We start from the raw sequence: 18,373 nt of genomic DNA, 5'->3' as shown, positions 1-18,373 counted from the left end.
TTTTCTCTCGGTGCGTATCATTCGACTGATGTGGCCCGGCTCCACGTCGTGGTTTGACCCTGCCTGACGGCTCGCATTTAGGCAATGCTAGGCGGTGCTTTTTTTGAAGGCTTTTTGTGGGTCGTTTTCGAGCATGATCACGCGACCATGCGTTGTGCTGCGGCGTTCGATGTACCCGGCGGTTCGTGACTACCGCAGGCCCTCATACACCATGAAGCCGCGCGCGATCGCGAGCGTGCGCAAGGCGCGCGGGACGAATTTTTGTGGCCGATGCAGATAGCGCCACGACGTCACCTTGAAATCCCTGATCGTGCCGAGATCGCTTTCGAACGGCGCCAGCAATCCGGTCAGGCTGATCGGCGCATGCGCGCGGTTGTTGAAAGGCAGCAGCAGCAACTCCAGATGCGCCGTCGTGCCATCTTGCGAAGTCGCGGTGATGCCTGCAATCGCCGCCAGCATTTCTTCGGCGACATAGCTGATGATGTCCTCGATCTCGTGGCGGCTCTCCGGAGCGAACAGCGCCGAGAAACTCGTGTCCTTCAGATCGCGGCCGAGCAGGGCGCAGACCCGCGTCCCGGCGACTCGAAACGGATAGCCGGCCCCGTTGTCGTAGGACAGCACGAAGATGTCGCCGAGCAGCTCGCGCACCGCATCGGGTTCGATCTCGCTACGGTCCGGCGCCCGCGCGTCGCCGCGTTTCGCGTCCCAATAGGCGAAGAACTCGCGGCTCGATGGGTGTTTCATGCTTACCTTTTCCCGGCTTGCCTAGGCGGGACACATCTGTCCCGCTTTTGCGCAACACGCCTTCCCTTGTTCGTTGTGCAGGACAGGCTGTGCAGCGTCCATGCCGGGGACGCGATTTGGCCGCGTGGGGCGCGGCTTTGCGTTGTTAACGTTAAATTAACTATGAGGTTGGCCGTGGCGCTGCGGCGTGCGTAATGTGGAACGCATCACGGGGCTCCGGCTTATCTGTCCGGCGCGGTTGGTACACAGGTGGCGTCAAACAGTTTGGTCATCGCGCGGGGAGGGGCGGGGATGTGGTCCCGGCTCCGGGGCGCGAAAAGGCCAGCAAGACGGGGGAGAGCTTTCTCAGAGCTCTCCCTTTTTCTTTTCAGAGTTCGTTCGACAGAAGGTGTCTCGTGTCCCGGCTCTGCGTCGCACCGCCAAGGGGCGCTGCGCCGCGTCCGGGACACAGATAGCTGCGATTGTGCACTTGCACAGGGCGGGCAAAGCCGCCTATCTGGGCCCATAAGCCTCGAAGCCGCCAGCTAAGGTCCTGGACCCCTTGGAATCCCAGTCTTACTCATCCCCGGTCGAGCCGCCGGACGCCCCGCACGAGCCAATCTTGACGCTACCGGGCGCGCTCACGGCCTATATCGTGCTGATCGCTGCGATTCATGTGCGGGTGCTGCTGCCGGTTGAGCTGGAGAACTGGACGATCGATGTCTTCGGCTTCATTCCGAAGCGCTACGACTCCACCTTGCTCAGTATCACCTTTCCCGGCGGAGCCGGCGCCAAGGTATGGACCTTCGTCACCTATTCGCTGCTGCATGCCAATCTCAGCCATATCGGCTTCAACGTATTGTGGCTGTTGCCGTTCGGCAGCGCGCTGGCGCGCCGGTTTGGTCCTGCCAGATTCTTCGTCTTTATGGCGGTGACGGCCGCGGCGGGCGCACTGGCGCATCTCGTTACCCATGAGCACGCCATCGCGCCGATGATCGGCGCCTCGGCCTCGGTATCCGGCGCCATGGCCGCCGCCATTCGCTTTGCCTTCGTGCGGGGAAGTTTTCTTTCGTTCAGACGGGGCGATGCGGATGCTGCCGCGAAGGTTCCGGCGCTGTCGCTTGCCCGGGCGCTGCGCAACCCTCGCGTGGTCGGATTTCTCGCGGTGTGGTTCGGCGTCAACATCATCTTCGGCCTCGGGGCGATTTCGATTGGCACCGAGGGTGCCAGCGTTGCCTGGCAGGCGCATATCGGCGGATTTCTCGCCGGCCTGATGTTGTTTTCGCTGTTCGATCCGGTGCCGCGTGCGACGCCGCATGCTGCGGATGCTTCATCGCCGGACGAATCTGGCCGCGTCTGATCGCCGCTTGCGGGTCAGGGCGATTTCATTCATCATCATCGCGAACTGCAAGCCGAGGCACGTGCATCACCACTTTGCTTGCTGACCGCGCCCCGAGAAGAAACCGGCGCGGAACTGTTGATTGAAGACTCGCGAACAAGTCGGGCCCTTGCGGGCGCGAACCGATTCAGGAGGCGACAATGACGGTACGTGCAATTCTCGACACCAAAGGTCATGACGTTTTGAGCGTCGAGCCCGACGCCAAGCTTTCGGCTGCGATCAGGCTGCTGGGCGAGAAAAAGATCGGCGCGGTACTGGTGATGAACCAGGGACGCCTCGAGGGCATTCTTTCCGAGCGCGACATTGTCCGCGTGCTGGGGGAGCGCGGAGCCCGGGTGTGTGAGGAGCCGGTCAGCGAGGTCATGACGCGCAAGGTCGTGAGTTGCCGGGAGTCCGACACCGTCGCCGGCATCATGGAAATGATGACGCTTGGTAAGTTCAGGCATCTGCCCGTGATTGAGGACGGCAAGGTGGTTGGCCTGATATCGATCGGCGACGTCGTCAAGCGCCGTGTCCAGGAATATGAGGCCGAGCAGGAAGCGCTGCGCGACTACATCAAGACGGCATGAGCTTGTTTTGATGCATTTCCTTAGCGTGAACCGGTGACCACCCTCGGATCAAGTCCGAGGGCATGCTTCGCTTGAAAACGCTACGCTATTCCTTATCAGGCTTTTCGAGCGCCTTCTCGGCTTCGATCTGCGGCGGCGCCAGGATATGGATCGCCTCCTGGATCGAGTCGATGGCCCGCTCGGCCGCGCGCACGCCGTGGGCGATCAGGTCGTCGGCGCGATGAAAATCGAACCAGCCGATCTTGCCGACGCGGGGCGAGATCAGGAGGTCCGGCGGATCGCCGGCAAGCCGAGCACGGGTGATGCGGTCCTGCATGATGTTGAAGGCATCAACCATGACCGAGGAGATGCCCGGCCGTCCGCCGCCACCGAAGAATTCACGCTTCATCGTGCGCTCGGCGGAGAAGAATTTTCCGATGCCGCGTTTGCGCGGCTCGGGTTCGGGCAGCGCTTCCGGCATTACCGATACCGAAATGCCGGCCGTCGGACCGTGGGAATAGATCGTTGTGGCGTGCGCGAAGACGTCGCTGGAGAGATTGGCAGCGATCACGATTTCCGCCCCGAGCGCGCGCGCCGCCGATACCGGCACCGGATTGACCAGGGCGCCGTCGACCAGCCAGCGGTCGCCAACCAGGATCGGCGAGAATATTCCCGGCAGCGCGTAGGAGGCGCGCATCGCGTCCACCATCGGGCCATGGGTCAGCCAGATTTCGTGGCCGGTGCGCACTTCGGTCGCGACGGTGGCAAATTTCACCGGCAGATCCTCGATCAGGCTTTGGCCGAGCGCCGCCTCCAGTTGGGCCGCCAACTTGGCGCCGCCGATCAGGCCCGAGCCGTTCAGGCGGATATCGAGATAAGAGAGGACCGTCCGCGGTTGCAGGCTACGCGCCCATTCTTCCAGCGTGTCGAGATGTCCGGCAGCATAGGCGCCGCCGACCACGGCGCCGATCGACGTTCCCACTACGACGTTGGGCATGATTCCGTGAGCCACCAGCGTCCGGACGATGCCGATATGGGCAAAGCCGCGTGCGGCGCCGCCACCAAGCGCCAGTCCGATCACCGGCCGGCGGATACTGCCGAGCCCTACCTTGTCCTGGGCATCGGAGCTTTTTTGGCCACGGCCCATCCAGCTATCCAACACGCAAACTCTCCTGCGGCTGCAACGATATTCGTCGCGGCGCGGCCGCGCCAGAATTGTCCATTCCAATCCGGATGCATGGTTTATGCCCGGCGAATGGCCGGCGTAGGCAGGGAATGTGACTGGACCACGACCGCTGGATTAACATTGGGTGCCGGTGCGGGTTCCTTTAGCGCCGCTGGCCAAACTTCGGCCACGAAGGCTTGAATTTGCCGCGTTTTCAGTGAAAAGCATGGCGATGATTTCGGGCGGCAACGGTATCGTAGGATACGGGCGGGGCGGATGGCCCTTCCCGGCGCTGGCGGTTGCCTTCACGCTGGTTGCTTTGCTTCTTCCAACCCCGGTCTCGGCCCAGTGGTTCTCGGATCGCCCGCCACCGGTGCCGCCCGCCGTGGTTCCGGACACCCAGACCGGGCCTGCCATGAACCTGGCGCCGCCGTCGGGGACGGGGGCGATTCCACCGCTTGCCGCGCCGCTGAACCAGCCGACCATCGTTCAGCCACAAGTCACCGCCGTGCCGCCGGTGGTACCGCCGCCGGGTGCGGCGACTGCAGGCCAGGCGGTGCTGTCGCTCACGGCGCGCTACGGCAAGGATCTGCCGGTTATCAACGGCGGGCTGGTGTGGCGGGTATTTGCCGACAAGCCCGACGATACCGGCACGTTCAAGCTGATCCGCGAGGAGCGCGGCGCGACCCCAAACATCGTGCTGCCGCCTGGTAATTACGTCGTCCATGTGGCCCTCGGCCTGGTCAGCGCGGTGCGGGCGGTGAGCCTGAAAGCGGAGACGGACCGCGTGGGTTTCGTGCTTCCGGCCGGCGGACTGCGCATCGAAGGCCGCGTCGGCACCAGCAAGATTCCCCCGAACCAGATCTCGTTCGCGATCTACAAGGGCAGCCAGTTCGAAGGGTCCGAACGCAGCCCGCTGCTTCCGAACGTCGCCGCGGGCGACGTCGCGCTGCTGCCGGAGGGCACCTACTACATCATCTCCAACTATGGCGACGCCAACTCGGTGGTGCGCTCCGACATCCGCGTCCAGGCCGGCAAGCTGACCGACGTGACCGTCTCCCACCGCGCGGCGGTGATTACGCTGAAACTCGTCAGCGACAGGGGCGGGGAGGCGCTCGCCAACACCGCATGGTCGGTGATTACGCCGGGCGGCGACGTCATCAAGGAATCGATCGGCGCGTTTCCGCGCGTGGTGCTGTCCGAAGGCGAATACCGGGCGATTGCCAAGAACGAAGGCAAGGTGTTCGAGCGCCCCTTCAACGTCGTCAACGGCGTCGACGGCGAGGTCGAGGTCGTGGCACGTTAAGCGCATCGCCGAATGCTTCTCGCCGCACGGACCCGGAGCAGCAGCACACCACGCCGCCAACCATAGCGCGTCGAAGACGCGCGTGTGCTGTTGGCGCTGCGCAGCATCCGCGGAACGCGAGCAGTCTGAACTAGACTAGAACCGCGTCACGATATCCGACAGCGCCGGGCGCGGGCGGTCCTCGGCAGGCTTGGCCGGCGTGCCGATATGGATGAAGCCGGCGAGTTTTTCATCTGCCTTCAATCCGAGCCCGTCGAGCACATCGCGGTCGAAGGCGAACCAGCCGGTCAGCCAGCACGCGCCGTAACCAAGCGCGGTGGCTGCGTTGACGATGTTCATCGCGCTGGCGCCGGCGGACAGTTCCTGCTCCAAGGGCGGTACTTTTGGATGCGGCCTGGTGAAACTGACGACACCGATCACCAGCGGCGCGTCCATTAGCCGGCGCTTCTCGATCTCGATATCGGCGGCCGGCGCCGACGGATTTTTACGTGCAAACACCTTGGCGATGACCTCGCCGGCGCGAAGGCGCCCGTCGCCCTCGAACACGATGAAGCGCCACGGCGTCAGCTTGCCGTGATCGGGCACCCGCGCGCCGATGGTCAGGATGGTCTCGAGTTCGGCCGCCGTCGGGCCGGGGCCGCTCATCTCGCGCGGTTTGACCGAACGGCGGATTTTCAGGAGTTCAATGGCGTCGGGCACAAGGGTCTCTCATTGGATAAGGTGTGGGATTGCCTAACACGAAGATAGGTTGCCGACGAAGCCAGCAAAAGCCGGTTTAGATGGATTATGATGAGGTGTCTGCCCGACTTCATGCTTGTTACGTTTGGGGCGCTCCGCGTGGTCTATATCAGGTTTATCGGGACGCATCGGCAATACGATGCAATCGATGCACAGAGCGTCTGAGGTTCAGTCATGAATATCGCACCGATCAAATCCAATCGTGACTATCGCCGGGTTCTCAGCGAGATCGAGGGACTGATGAATGCCCGGCGCAACTCGCCCGAAGGAGATCGGCTCGATGTATTGGTCACGCTGGTGGAGGCGTGGGAGCGCAAACATTACAGGCTCGATATGCCGGATCCGGTGGAAGCGATCAGGTACCACATGGAGCAGAGCGGATTGCAACCGCGCGATCTCATACCCTTTATAGGCAGCCGAAACCGAGTGCACGAGGTGCTCAATCGGCGGCGCGAGTTGACTCTCAATGTGATCCGAAGACTGCATGAGGGGCTCGGCATTCCGGCCGAGTCCCTCATCAAGATCGGGCAAAATAAGGCCGCCTAGACCGCCGCCTGTGCCCGCTTTACGTCCGGCGGCGTCGCTTCCTCGACGAGGGCGGCCAGCGCCTCGTCGGTCGGCATCACCTTCTGTCCGTCGCTGCCGAGCCGGCGGATCGAGACCGAATGGGTCTCGGCTTCCTTCTTGCCGACGACGAGCAGGGCAGGGATCTTCGCCAGCGAGTGCTCGCGGACCTTGTAATTGATCTTCTCGTTGCGTAGGTCGATCTCGACGCGGAGCCCTGCGCGCCGCGCAGCGGCAGCGACCACCTTGGCGTATTCGTCGCCTTCGGAGGTGATGGTCGTGACCACGACCTGGATCGGCGCCAGCCAGAGCGGGAAATTGCCGGCAAAGTGCTCGATCAGGATGCCGATGAAACGTTCCATCGAGCCGCAGATCGCGCGATGCACCATCACCGGCGCTTTCTTCGAGCCGTCGGCATCGATATAGAACGCACCGAAGCGTTCCGGCAGGTTGAAGTCGACCTGCGTGGTGCCGCATTGCCAATCGCGGCCGATGGCGTCGCGCAGCACATATTCGAACTTTGGCCCGTAGAACGCGCCTTCGCCCGGATTGATCTCGGTCCTGATGCGGTTACTGCCGCCGGCCTGAATTTCCGCCAGCACGGTCGCCATCACGCGCTCGGCATGATCCCACATCTCGTCGGTGCCGACGCGCTTCTCTGGCCGGGTCGAGAGCTTGACCGTCAGCTCGCCCTCGAAGCCAAAATCGGCGTAGGTCGACAGGATCAGGTCGTTGATCTTCAGGCACTCGTCAGCAAGTTGCGCCTCAGTACAGAATACGTGTGCGTCGTCTTGTGTAAAACCGCGCACGCGCATCAGGCCGTGCATCGCGCCCGAGGGCTCATAGCGATGCACCACACCAAACTCGGCAAGGCGTAGCGGCAGGTCGCGATAGCTCTTCAGCCCGTGCTTGAAGATCTGGACATGGCCGGGGCAGTTCATCGGCTTCAGCGCAAACCAGCGCTTATCCTCCGCCTCGTCGCCGGCCGATTGCGCCGCGAACATATTTTCGCGGTACCAGTCCCAGTGGCCCGAGGTTTCCCACAGCGCCTTGTCGAGGATCTGTGGCGCGTTGACCTCGTCATAGTCGCCGGTCAGGCGGCGGCGCATATAGGCAATCAGCGCCTGGAAAATGGTCCAGCCCTTCGGGTGCCAGAACACCACGCCGGGGCCTTCCTCCTGGAAGTGGAAGAGATCGAGCTCGCGGCCGAGCTTGCGATGGTCGCGCTTCTCGGCTTCCTCGATCTGCTTGAGGTAAGCATCGAGCTCTTCCTGCTTGGCGAACGCCGTGCCGTAGATGCGCGTCAGCATCGGGTTATTGGCATCGCCGCGCCAATAGGCGCCCGCCACCTTCATCAGCTTGAAGGCGTTGCCGACCTTGCCGGTCGAACTCATGTGTGGGCCGCGGCACAGGTCGAACCAGTCGCCCTGGAAGTAGATCTTGATCGGCTCGTTGCCGGGAATGGCGTCGACCAGCTCGACCTTGAAGGCCTCGCCTTTGTCGCGGAACACCTGCTTGGTCTTCTCGCGATCCCACACTTCCTTGGTGAAGGGCTTGTCGCGCGCGATGATCTCGCGCATCCGCTTTTCGATCGCCGCGAAATCTTCCGGCGTGAACGGCTCGTTGCGGAAGAAGTCGTAATAGAAGCCGTTCTCGATCACCGGGCCAATCGTAACCTGCGTGCCCGGCCACAGCGATTGCACTGCTTCCGCCAGAACGTGCGCGCAGTCGTGCCGGATCAGTTCCAGCGCGCGCGGGTCCTCGCGGCTGATCAGCTCGATCTTGGCGTCGTTCGAAATCGGATCGTTGAGGTCGGTGACCACGCCATCCAGCGCCATCGCTACCGTGCGCTTGGCGAGCGAGGGCGATATGCCCTTGGCGACGTCGAGCCCGGTGATGTCCTTGGCGAATTCGCGTTTCGCGCCGTCGGGGAAGGTGAGGGTGATTTTGTGCACGGGTTCGGCCGGTTTCAAATTCGCAAGGCCAAATTGGAATCCCGATGCGGGGGCATTGCTGTCAGGCATTGGCATCTCCTTGAGCTCACTCCTGCGAACGAGCGCAGGTAAGCGGGAAGCAGCGGTATAGCAGGGGATTCGGCTCCCGCAATCGGTCAATTTGCCAAAACAAGGGCGCGATAAACCGCGGCCGACAGGAGCCCTGGCGGCGTCAAATCAATAAATCTCATGCAGCGAATGCCAAATAGTCCGGTATCGCGTCCTTTTTTTGGCGCGCGGAGCGGCCTACATGCATCTGCATGAAACATCTGCCGGTGCCCGCCTCATCGAACGCCGCTTTGCGCCCACCGCATTGATGCTCGGCAATGTTGTTACTGGCTGCTCGGTATTGGCGCCGGCGGGCATGCTGGTGGAGTTGTCTTCCGGTCTCGACATCAGTATCCGCACCGCCGGGCTATTGATCACTTTCGGCGCGATCATGCTCTGCATCGGCTCGCCGGTTACGGCGTGGCTGACCTCCAGGATCGATCGTCGCAACCTGCTAGTGGCGACGCTCGCGGTGCTCGCGCTCACCAATTTCGCCTCCGCCTTCGCGCCTGACTACGCGAGCCTGCTCGTCATTCGCCTGCTGATGCTGGCAATCGGCGCGCTCTACACGCCGCAGGCGGCGGGAACGGCCGCACTGATCGTGCTTGAAGAAAGGCGCGGCAGCACCATCGCCTATATCTTTCTCGGCTGGTCGCTGGCGGCGGCCGTCGGCCTGCCGGCGATCACCTTCATCGCCAGCCGCTATGGTTGGCAGGCGGTCTATGGCGCCATCGGTGCAATGAGCTGCCTCAGTTTCCTCCTGCTGGCGTGGCGCCTGCCCCGCGGGCTGATGGGTGCGCCGGTCGACCTCAAGACCTGGGCAGCAATCGGCCGCAACCGGATGATCCTGCTGTTGCTGTTGATCACGACCGCGCAGATGTCCGGCCAGTTCGTGGTGTTTACCTATATGGGCCCGTTGCTGGCGCGGCTGACGGGCGCAGGCCCGGACCCAATCGCCGTGGTATTCGCCGTCTACGGCGCCTGCGGCGTCATCGGCACTGCGATCGGGGCCCGCATCGTGGATTCCTGGGGCGCTTGGAGGACCTCGATGCTGTTCACGTCGGTGTTGCTGGCCGGCGTGGGCGGATGGGCGCTCAGCGCCGGCATCTATTCCCTGATGGCTATTTCCGTCGCGATCTGGGGTATCGGATTTGCTTCCACCAATTCGATGCAGCAGGTGAGGTTGATCGGCGCAGCGCCCGCGCTTGCGTCCGCGTCGGTATCGCTCAACACATCCGTGCTCTACGTCGGACAGGCCATTGGTTCGGCCATCGGCGGTTTTCTGTATGCGCGCGATCTGCTTTACGCCTCGGGCTACGTCGCCTCGGCTTTTGTCGCGTTGGCGCTGGTGACGGTGATTCTAACCAAGCCGAAAAAAGTCCAGGGAAGCGCACCGCACTGATGCCGGCCCGAGGCTTTTGACATCCCTACGCGAGTTCCATAAATGTGATGTTATAACATTACGCTATGGGGCTGTAAGCAATGGAAAAAATTGGCAATTGGTATGAAGTCAGGGGGCGGATCGGACGCCGAACGCGGTTCTTGGCAGTTCTGACCGCAGCATCCTTTGCCGCGGACGGTGCACGGCCCGCGATTGCTCGAGCCGTCCCTCAGGCTGTCCTGCCTGCGATTACAGTGGAAGGACGGCCGGCCACCAAGCAAAAGCAGCGAACCAGCAAGCGCTTGCAGATGCGAGCTGCGTCCGTCGCGCGCCAGGCGCAGCCCGGCGCGGATCAAGCGCCGCAAGGCCCAATAGCCGGATGGCCAGGAGGCTTGCCGCGCGACCACATCCGTTCGACGACCGATCTCAACGTACCCAATGCGACCGGATCGCGACTGCCGAGCACGGCTCGCGACATCCCCGCCAGCGTGGAGAGCATCAATCAGGCGACGATGCAGGAGCGAGGCAAGACTAGTTGGGTGGACGCCCTTCAAGGCCTGACCGGCTTCACGTCCGCCGTCCGGCCAGGAGCTGCCGGCGTCGCATCGACGCGCGGGTTCGTCGAGAACGGCATCGCGGTGCTCTATGACGGAATCCGTGTCACCAACACCACGATCAGCACGCGCAACTACGACAGCTTCATTTTCGATAGAGTAGACGTGCTGCGCGGACCGGCGTCGGTGCTTTACGGTGAAGGCGCCATCGGCGGCGCCGTCAATCTCGTTCGCAAGCAACCGAGCGGGGTCAACGAGCCGTGGGAAACAATCTCCTCGCTCACCACGCGCGAAGGCGTCCGCCAGGCCGTGGGAAAGGGAGGTCCGCTGGGGAACGGCTTCTCTTATCGGCTCGACGGCGTCGTCAACGGATACAACGGCCCGGTCGACGACAACCAGATCAGATACGGCAACGTCGCAGGCGCCTTGCGCTGGGACGTGACGCCGCAATTGTCATCGACCGTCGATTTTGACTACATGAAATCGAAAATCGAGAACGCGTATTGGGGCACGCCCCTGGTGCGAGGGCAAATCCGCTCCGATCTCCGCGAGGTCAACTACAACAACCTGCCGAACAATAAATACGACGACAGTGTGCTGTGGCTGCGCTGGAACACGACGTATGACACCGAGGAGCTAAAGATCCGCAATCGCTTCTGGTCTTATCAATCCGATCGCGATTGGATTAACACGTACCGCTTTGCCTATATTCCCGCAGGCGGCACCTGCTCTTTCCGCGGGCAGAACCTCCTCAACAACACCGGTACGGACCAGGTCTGCCGGCAAACGTGGGAGAATCTCGGCTACGACCATCGCTTCATTGGCGATCGTTTCGACGTGAACTGGAACGGCAGCTTGGGAGCGATGCCGCTGTCGACGGTCATCGGCGTTGAGGTTGCAAGCACGCGATGGGACAGTCCGCGCAACGAGGTGACATCGCTTCAACTCGTCGATCCCTATAATCCCGCACCGACGGACTTCTTCGCGCGGGGCACTGCACGGACACAAAACGTGCGCGCGGATCTGACGCAGAAGGCGGTTTTCGGCGAGGCGCGCCTGGAGGTGCTCAAAGGGGTCAAAATTGTTGGCGGGTTTCGGGTCGATCAAATGGAGGTGGACTACAATCGGCAGCCCACGAACCAGCTCTACAGCAAGACGTTCGAACCCAGCACCTACCGCATGGGTGCACTGTGGGACATTCGCGCCGACACGACGCTCTACGCCCAATATGCAACCGCGGTTGAGCCGCGCTTCGCTCTGTTCACATTGGGCGTCAGCGATACTCCCTTCAGCCTCACCAATGCGCGCCAGGTGGAAGGCGGTATCAAACACGCCTTCGCGAACGGACGAGGTGAGCTGTTGGCGGCCGTCTATCACATCGAAAAGACCGATATCCCCTCAACCGATCCGCTGACGGGATTCACGGTTCAGGTGGGCAAGCAGTCATCCCGCGGCTTTGAGATTTCCGGCAGTTATCGCCCGATGGAGACTTTGCGCCTTGAGGCGAACTTTGCCTACGTGAATGCCCGGTATGACGAATATCGAACCAGTACGACCGCGAACTACACGGGTAATACGCCGCCGAATGTGCCGCAGGTCGTGGCGAACTTTGGTGCCACGTGGCAGCCGTTCACAAACTGGGCGGTTGGCGGGTGGATCAATCACAAGGCCTCCATCAAGGCTGACGATGCCAACCTCGTGACGTTGCCGTCTGCCACCACCGCGGATGTTTTTGCCACCTACCGTTTTGCGCAAAACGCCGACCTGACGTTCCGCGTTCGCAATATCACCGACGCGGTCTATGCAGCGTGGGCCACGGACGCGAACTACGTCATTCTTGGCGCGCCGCGGACCTTCGAACTTTCTCTCCGTACGCGCTGGTAGGTAGGCCCAGGAATGCTCGTTTGCAGCAGGCGTCGTGCTGCGCCAGCTGCGACGCGGACGGTTTCCGAGGCCGGCAAAGCGTTCGTGCCCGGACACGGGGACGCCGGCGATCCGAACGCACGGCGCCAATCATTCACGGCGCCATCATTCAATGGCTCACGCCATCCCCTCCGATCGCAAGCAGGTCTGAGGGGACGCCCTCTACCTTGATACGCTGTCGCTCGGCGAGAGTCGTTGCGTCGAGAATTGCCACTTCGCCCGTACGCGGGTCGGAGACGGCGACATGCGGGCCGATGGAAACGATCCGCGGGCGGACGGTGCTCTGATCCATCGCATAGCGCTCGGTAACACGTGTTTGGGCTTCGGTCGTGCCGGTCAACGGGTTGATGCTGAGAAGGGTACCGTCCTCAATGATGACAAAGAGCCGGTCTCCCGACTCTGGATGGAGGTTGAAGTCCATCCTGCGCGCCGGCAGAGCGATGAAGCGGAAGTCCCCATCCGCAGCAGAAGGGTCGACGATGACCATGCCATCAAGACCGAAATCACCGGCAACGAATGTAAATCCGGTTGCGCCGGTCATGCGGCGGATCATGCGTCCAGGCGGTAGCGAAGCTGGATAGGGGAGTTGGCGACTGACAACGCCGTTGCGTGCCATCTCGAAAATCGCAACACCATCCGCACATCCCAACACGACGAAGCGGCTGGTCGCCGCTTCGCCGTGCAAGCTTGGGCATTCAACCCGGTGCGGCTTTGGCGTGTCCTCGCTGCGGAGCTCGATCGCATCCGGAAGGCCTTCGCCTGCGGGTGGAACGGTGACGGCCAACCGCCTTGCAACCGGAACGGCTACGCCGTGATGCTTGATGTCGGTTTCGGCACGCTGAATGCGTTCCATGCGGCCCGCGACGAAATCTTGCTCGTTGAAAATCTGGGCTGTTCCGTCGCCATCGAAAAACACGGCAACGCGGATGTTGTCGTGCGTGAGATGCGAAGGGCGCAAGCCACGAAGCCGGGAAGACAAAAGCGCGGGAGCGGAAATCTTTATGTCGGCATGATCGCCGTGGCTCCCCCGTTCAATGCCGGTATCGATGACAGCGACTTCATCCCCATCGGGCTGCACGGCATACGTATAACGGCCCGAGGCTCCCGCGTGGAGGCGCGCCGGACTGGCCAGGGGCAGTGCGGCAAGCAATTGGCCGTTTTCAAGATCAAAGATCTTGACTGCCGCCGCCTTGGCATCGGCAACCACGAGCCGGAAAGCCTGCGCGGTGCCCGCAGCGTGGGTGCGATGTTCGCCGGCAGGGCCATGCGCATCGCTGGTTGCGCCGGACATTCCGCAAAGAACCATCGCGATAGCAAGAAGTCGGCGCATCGCTGTCCTGTAAGATGGAGAATATGCAATGTTATAACGTAACAGGTACATGCGGCAAGATGCTTGGCGCAAGTCATGCGTGATCAAGATGACAATTCGATCCGGGGGAATGATGGCTGGCACGCCGCGATATCGCGCCGAGGCCGTTACCGATTGGCGTACGGCGCGCCGGCGAGGCGGGTCAAGGCAGGCGTTGCGGCCATCTTGACCAGCACGTCCTTGACCGGATGCTCGGTCCAGGCCTGCGTCACGTAATCGCGATGGGTGACGCCATCAGGCGTCTGCACGAACACGACGCTGCCGGGCTTCAACGGCCCGTCCATGCTCTCGGTGATGGTGATGCCCCTGTCGCGGAGCATCTGCATCAGCTCCAGGTCGTGCCGCTTGGTGTAGCGGGTGTACGAAGAGACGAAGAAGCCGGTCCGGTTTTTCTGGATCCACGACGCGAACTTGTCGAGCTCGCCATAGACGGCGTCGAGCAGGAACACGCCGCGGACCCGGTTGGGGAGGCCGCCGACTTCGAGGCTCCACGCCGTCGGCAGGAAACCGCCGCTATAGCCGACGATCACGATCGGCATGTTGGCGAACGCCTGCGCCGACTTCGGATCGCCATAGAGGCGGGCGAGGTGGCTTGCTGATTCCTCGATGAAGCGCTTGAAGCCGCCCGGCTGCCAGAACTTGCCGGCCGAGGAGTCGGCGGCATTGACCGCCATTTGCGGGGCGAGCAGCACGGCATTGACACCTGAATCGGAGATCTGCTGCGGCACCAATTGCCGGTCGCGGACGTCGCGTTCCAGCGTCGCGCCGTTGCCGTGGAAGAACACCACGATCACGCCCGGCTTCCTGACATCGAACGCCTCGGGGACATGTACCAAGACGCGGCTATCGTTGTAGGTCTCGTCCTGCCAGTAGACCTTGCCGCTGTAGCTGCGATGGCCCTTGCGGTCGCCTTTGACGATGTTGAGGAATGGTTCTTCCGAGCGCGGATTGGTGCCGAAATAGGGGAAGGCGGAGGATTTCATGCTGACCAGCGTGGTCAGCTCTTCACGCTCATTGCGGGGTAGCGTCAGCGTTGGCGTTAGCGAGGCGACCCGCACCGGCTCGGTACGCACCGCGCGCGGCTGCGGCGCCAGCGCGACCTGGCGCTGGACTTGCGGCAGGCTTTCACCCGCTGTCGGAAAACGGTCGGCGAATTGCGGCTGGGGGAAACGGTCGTCGAACGTGTCGGCGGAAGCCTGCGGCTTGGCGGCCCGGGATTTGGCGCCACCCGTGTTCGCCGCCAGCATTTCCGGGTTCGGCGCCTTACCGCATTGAACCAGGACGAAGGATAGCGGCACGACCAGCGCGGCCATCGCGGCCCAGTGGCATCGAAGCGGCAGCAGACGGCGCGGCATGGCCGAAGACGTTGCCCGGCTGGCGCGATCAACTGTCGGGAATTTCGGATTAGCTCCGACCATCCACCTCAATGCCCCAAGATCCACCGTCAACCGGCGTATGCTCGCACGCGTTTAGGCGACGTTAAGCGTCCGGAAAAACTCCCCGCATCCGGAAGGCTAAGGAGACCATGCAATCGTGTCGCGATTGTGGGACCGCCACGATGTTTTCGCAATCAGTAGCGGCACGGTGGCGCTTGTCGGTACTATAGGACCTATTTGTATCTCAATTTAAACCCTTGTTAACATTGCTTGAATTGAGGGGCGTCAGCCTGCACGATGAGCTCCTGGCTGGGCGCTGAAGGTACGGTCCGAGATGGCGGCATCAGAAACGGGAAGCCCGGCCTGGCCTGGCTCGCGCTCCGGCAGCGGCTCCACCGTTTCGGTCCTGGTGGCGGTTGCCATCGTGGTTGCCGACATGGTCGGTGTCGGCGTCTTCACCAGCCTCGGCTTTCAGGTCAAGGACATCCCCTCGGGCTTTTCCATCCTGCTGCTGTGGACGGTCGGCGGCATCGTCGCCCTGTGCGGGGTGTTTTCCTACGGCGAGCTCGGCGCGATGTTTCCGCGCTCGAGCGGTGAGTACAACTTCCTCGGCCGGGCCTATCACCCGGCCTTCGGTTTCGTGGCGGGCTGGGTGTCGGCGACGGTCGGCTTTGCAGCGCCAGTGGCGCTCGCTGCCATGGCGTTTGGCGAGTACGGCAAGTCGGTGCTGCCCAACACGCCGCCGCTGGCACTTGCGATCGGCGTGGTCTGGCTGGTGTCGCTGGTGCAACTCGCCGGCATCAGGCACTCCTCGACCTTTCAACTGGTCGCGACCATCCTGAAGGTGGTGCTGATCGTGGCCTTCCTGGTCTGCGGCTTCGTGATCGGCACCGCGCAGCCGGTTTCGTTCGCGCCATCGGCGTCCGACTTCACCCATATCGTCAGCGCACCATTCGCGATCAGTCTCGTCTTCGTGATGTAGTCGTTCTCCGGCTGGAACGCGGCAACCTACATCATCGGCGAGGTGAGATTGCCAGAGCGCAACGTACCGCGGGCGATGCTGATCGGAACACTGATCGTACTCGTGCTGTATGTCGCGCTCAACGCCGTGTTTCTGCACACCGCGCCGATCGACAAGCTTGCGGGCCAGCTCGATGTCGCCCGCATCTCCGGCAGCTACATCTTCGGCGAGCTCGGCGGCCGCATTGTCGGCGCGATGATCTGCTTCGGGCTGATCTCCTCGATCAGCGCGATGATGTGGATCGGGCCGCGCGTCATGATGACGATGGGCGAGGACATTCCAGTGCTGCGGCCGTTCGCCAGCCGGTCGGCCAGCGGTGCGCCGGCCTACGCCATTCTGTTTCAGCTTACGGTCGCGAGCCTGATGCTGCTCACGCGCAGCTTCGAGGCGGTGCTCGACTTCATTCAGTTCGCGCTGCTGTTCTGCTCATTCTTTACCGTGCTCGGCGTGATCAAGCTGCGCATCATGCAGCCGGATCTGCCGCGGCCCTACCGTGCCTGGGGATACCCGGTAACCCCTGTGGTTTTCCTGCTCGTGACCGGGTTCATGATGTACTACCTTCTGACCGAACGGCCGTTGCAGTCGCTGCTGGGTCTTTTGATTATGTTTTCAGGTCTCTTGATTTACGCCGTCTTCGGCAAGCGGGCAGATCAAGTCCCTGTGGGGGCAGCGGGGCGCGAATGAGCATGCTGCACTGTCTGAGAACGGCGGCGGTTGCTGCTTTCATGCTGCTGGCGGCCGTGGCTGCCGTCCATGCCCAAACCGCAACGGAGGACGACACAGCGAAATTTCTCGCGGGCATGATGCCGTCGGCGGACTCGCCGCTGGCGCCGCTCACCAAAGATCCTGCCTGGCAACGCCACGCCAAATTCTTCGACACCGCGTTCGGCCAACTCGAGCAGCGCCAGATATCGCGGATCCGCGCCTGGGCGGATACCAATCTGGCGGCGCCGAAGCCGACCATGTTCTACATGTTCTCAGGCCCGGACTTTCTCTACGCGAACGCCTTTTATTCGAAGGCATCGACGTACGTGTTGAGTGCGCTCGAGCCGGTCGGCTCGGTGCCCGACCTGACTCGATTGCCGCGCGGCGGCATCGCGTCCGCGCTCTACAATGTCGAACGTTCGCTCAGTTCGATCCTGAGCTTCAGCTTCTTCATCACCAAGCAGATGAAGACCGATCTGCAGGCGGGCCAGATCAGCGGCACCTTGCCGATCCTTTACGTGTTCCTGGCGCGCTCGGGCATGACGGTGAAGAGCGTTAGTCCGATCTCGCTGGACGACAAGGGCGCGGCGTATTTCGCAGGCGAAAATCCCGGGCCGAATGCCGTGCGCGGCGTGCGCATCATCTTCGTGGACCCCGACGGTCAGGACAAGACGCTGTATTATTTCTCGACCGATCTATCCAACTCCGGCGTCAAGGCGAGCGGTTTTCTGAAATTCTGTGCGACGCTCGCGCCCGGCAACAGCCTGATCAAGAGCGCGTCCTATCTGCTGCACTCCGGTAACTTCACCGCCGTGCGCGACTTCCTGCTCGCCAACAGCGCCACAATCATTCAGGACGATTCTGGAATTCCGCTCGCTTTTTACAATCAGAGGAAGTGGCGCTTCTTCCCGTTCGGCCGTTATCTGGGACCGATCGACGAGTTCCCGGAGCGCTACCAGGAATCCTACGCTGCACTGTTCCGCCGCGCTCAGCCGATCGATTTCGGCATCGGCTATCGCTGGCGCACGCCTGAATCCAATGTGCTGCTGTCGGTGAGATTGCCCGTTGACGGCACGGCCACCTCCGAAGCCACGCCGTCAGCCGAGGCGCCACCGCCGCCGCGTCCGCGCCGGCCGCGGCCGCCGGCGGATGTCGGACCGCAGCCGAGAGCCGGATTTTTCTTCTGGCGTTGAGCGGCGGAATCCAGGCTGCCGCGAGCGTCGCATTCACGAGGAGTTGACGCCGCGCCAACGTCCGTAGCGCCACGGCAGATACCATCGTGCCCCCGGCGGGGTGGTGAGCGGCACGTTATCGATGCCGGAGGTGCCCCACGGATGGCAGCGTAATAGCCTCGCCAACGTCATCCAGCCGCCGCCCCACAAACCGAAACGTTCGATCGCCTCATCGCCATACACCGAGCAGGTCGGCAGATGCCGGCAGTTGTAACCGACCAGCAATGACAGCGAGTGCCGATAGATCCAGATCAGTGCTCGTCCTGCATTTCGCGGCAGACGACGGACCATGCTGGCACAATCTGTGCATTGTTTTCGCTGTGACGC

General features: G+C 62.5%; 14 protein-coding genes and 1 pseudogene. 8 read left to right on the top strand and 7 right to left on the bottom strand.

From position 1 onward, the window contains the following. Positions 1–189: 189 nt before the first annotated feature. The gene (locus tag IVA95_RS26105; RefSeq protein ID WP_247513112.1) at positions 190–744 is read right to left on the bottom strand and encodes a PAS domain-containing protein; all 555 of its coding nucleotides are present in this window, start codon (positions 742–744) and stop codon (positions 190–192) included. 541 nt (positions 745–1,285) lie between these two features. Here IVA95_RS26105 and IVA95_RS26100 point away from each other — a divergent pair. Both IVA95_RS26100 and IVA95_RS26095 read left to right on the top strand, forming a co-directional pair. Next, complete coding sequence (locus tag IVA95_RS26100; protein WP_247513111.1) at positions 1,286–2,083, top strand: rhomboid family intramembrane serine protease; 798 nt, start codon at positions 1,286–1,288, stop codon at positions 2,081–2,083. 179 nt (positions 2,084–2,262) lie between these two features. Continuing rightward, positions 2,263–2,691 (top strand): CBS domain-containing protein, encoded by a 429-nt coding sequence (locus IVA95_RS26095; RefSeq protein WP_247513110.1) that lies wholly within the window; start codon positions 2,263–2,265, stop codon positions 2,689–2,691. Between the two features lie 85 nt (positions 2,692–2,776). On the opposite strand, the gene IVA95_RS26090 is transcribed toward IVA95_RS26095, so the two are convergent. After that, positions 2,777–3,817: a patatin-like phospholipase family protein gene (locus tag IVA95_RS26090; protein ID WP_213246315.1), complete on the bottom strand. Its 1,041-nt coding sequence runs from the start codon at positions 3,815–3,817 to the stop codon at positions 2,777–2,779. Between the two features lie 250 nt (positions 3,818–4,067). Here IVA95_RS26090 and IVA95_RS26085 point away from each other — a divergent pair, with 250 nt between their 5' ends. Further along, on the top strand, positions 4,068–5,141 hold the full coding sequence (locus tag IVA95_RS26085) for a hypothetical protein (RefSeq protein ID WP_247513247.1): 1,074 nt from the start codon (positions 4,068–4,070) through the stop codon (positions 5,139–5,141). A gap of 135 nt (positions 5,142–5,276) precedes the next feature. On the opposite strand, the gene IVA95_RS26080 is transcribed toward IVA95_RS26085, so the two are convergent. Next, positions 5,277–5,840: a nitroreductase gene (locus IVA95_RS26080; RefSeq protein ID WP_213245706.1), complete on the bottom strand. Its 564-nt coding sequence runs from the start codon at positions 5,838–5,840 to the stop codon at positions 5,277–5,279. A 213-nt stretch (positions 5,841–6,053) separates the two neighbouring features. Here IVA95_RS26080 and IVA95_RS26070 point away from each other — a divergent pair, with 213 nt between their 5' ends. Next, on the top strand, positions 6,054–6,425 hold the full coding sequence (locus IVA95_RS26070) for a transcriptional regulator (protein ID WP_247513108.1): 372 nt from the start codon (positions 6,054–6,056) through the stop codon (positions 6,423–6,425). Here the strand turns inward: IVA95_RS26070 and thrS are convergent. Then, entirely contained in the window at positions 6,422–8,467 is a 2,046-nt protein-coding gene (gene thrS, locus IVA95_RS26065; RefSeq protein ID WP_247513107.1) for a threonine--tRNA ligase, read from the bottom strand. The genes IVA95_RS26070 and thrS overlap by 4 nt on opposite strands. A 220-nt stretch (positions 8,468–8,687) precedes the next feature. Here thrS and IVA95_RS26060 point away from each other — a divergent pair, with 220 nt between their 5' ends. Continuing rightward, entirely contained in the window at positions 8,688–9,887 is a 1,200-nt protein-coding gene (locus IVA95_RS26060; RefSeq protein WP_247513106.1) for an MFS transporter, read from the top strand. 371 nt (positions 9,888–10,258) lie between these two features. Further along, positions 10,259–12,304: a TonB-dependent receptor gene (locus IVA95_RS26055; protein ID WP_247513105.1), complete on the top strand. Its 2,046-nt coding sequence runs from the start codon at positions 10,259–10,261 to the stop codon at positions 12,302–12,304. Between the two features lie 148 nt (positions 12,305–12,452). Here the strand turns inward: IVA95_RS26055 and IVA95_RS26050 are convergent, their stop codons facing one another. Continuing rightward, positions 12,453–13,634, bottom strand: a complete 1,182-nt coding sequence (locus IVA95_RS26050; RefSeq protein WP_247513104.1) for a hypothetical protein — start codon at positions 13,632–13,634, stop codon at positions 12,453–12,455. Positions 13,635–13,819: 185 nt separating this feature from the next. Continuing rightward, the gene (locus IVA95_RS26045) at positions 13,820–15,067 is read right to left on the bottom strand and encodes an alpha/beta hydrolase (protein WP_247513103.1); all 1,248 of its coding nucleotides are present in this window, start codon (positions 15,065–15,067) and stop codon (positions 13,820–13,822) included. A gap of 355 nt (positions 15,068–15,422) precedes the next feature. Between IVA95_RS26045 and IVA95_RS26040 the strand changes: the two are divergent. Both IVA95_RS26040 and IVA95_RS26035 read left to right on the top strand, forming a co-directional pair. After that, positions 15,423–16,793 (top strand): annotated as a pseudogene (locus tag IVA95_RS26040) (amino acid permease). A gap of 2 nt (positions 16,794–16,795) precedes the next feature. After that, entirely contained in the window at positions 16,796–18,007 is a 1,212-nt protein-coding gene (locus IVA95_RS26035; protein ID WP_247513246.1) for a hypothetical protein, read from the top strand. Between the two features lie 33 nt (positions 18,008–18,040). Here the strand turns inward: IVA95_RS26035 and yidD are convergent, their stop codons facing one another. Next, entirely contained in the window at positions 18,041–18,337 is a 297-nt protein-coding gene (yidD, locus tag IVA95_RS26030) for a membrane protein insertion efficiency factor YidD (protein WP_247513102.1), read from the bottom strand. Positions 18,338–18,373: the final 36 nt, after the last annotated feature.

Origin of the sequence: Bradyrhizobium sp. 157, from assembly GCF_023073815.1 — a bacterium.
GTDB lineage: Bacteria > Pseudomonadota > Alphaproteobacteria > Rhizobiales > Xanthobacteraceae > Bradyrhizobium.
This window is presented reverse-complemented; position numbering and strand designations above follow the sequence as displayed.

What these genes read in the sequence shown, in the direction of transcription:
- IVA95_RS26105 (WP_247513112.1), bottom strand. Translation starts at nt 744, where the DNA reads ATGAAACACCCATCGAGCCGCGAGTTCTTCGCCTATTGGGACGCGAAA.
- IVA95_RS26095 (WP_247513110.1), top strand. Translation starts at nt 2,263, where the DNA reads ATGACGGTACGTGCAATTCTCGACACCAAAGGTCATGACGTTTTGAGC.
- IVA95_RS26090 (WP_213246315.1), bottom strand. Translation starts at nt 3,817, where the DNA reads ATGGGCCGTGGCCAAAAAAGCTCCGATGCCCAGGACAAGGTAGGGCTC.
- IVA95_RS26085 (WP_247513247.1), top strand. Translation starts at nt 4,068, where the DNA reads ATGATTTCGGGCGGCAACGGTATCGTAGGATACGGGCGGGGCGGATGG.
- IVA95_RS26070 (WP_247513108.1), top strand. Translation starts at nt 6,054, where the DNA reads ATGAATATCGCACCGATCAAATCCAATCGTGACTATCGCCGGGTTCTC.
- thrS (WP_247513107.1), bottom strand. Translation starts at nt 8,467, where the DNA reads ATGCCTGACAGCAATGCCCCCGCATCGGGATTCCAATTTGGCCTTGCG.
- IVA95_RS26060 (WP_247513106.1), top strand. Translation starts at nt 8,688, where the DNA reads ATGCATCTGCATGAAACATCTGCCGGTGCCCGCCTCATCGAACGCCGC.
- IVA95_RS26050 (WP_247513104.1), bottom strand. Translation starts at nt 13,634, where the DNA reads ATGTCCGGCGCAACCAGCGATGCGCATGGCCCTGCCGGCGAACATCGC.
- IVA95_RS26045 (WP_247513103.1), bottom strand. Translation starts at nt 15,067, where the DNA reads ATGCCGCGCCGTCTGCTGCCGCTTCGATGCCACTGGGCCGCGATGGCC.
- IVA95_RS26035 (WP_247513246.1), top strand. Translation starts at nt 16,796, where the DNA reads ATGCTGCACTGTCTGAGAACGGCGGCGGTTGCTGCTTTCATGCTGCTG.
- yidD (WP_247513102.1), bottom strand. Translation starts at nt 18,337, where the DNA reads ATGGTCCGTCGTCTGCCGCGAAATGCAGGACGAGCACTGATCTGGATC.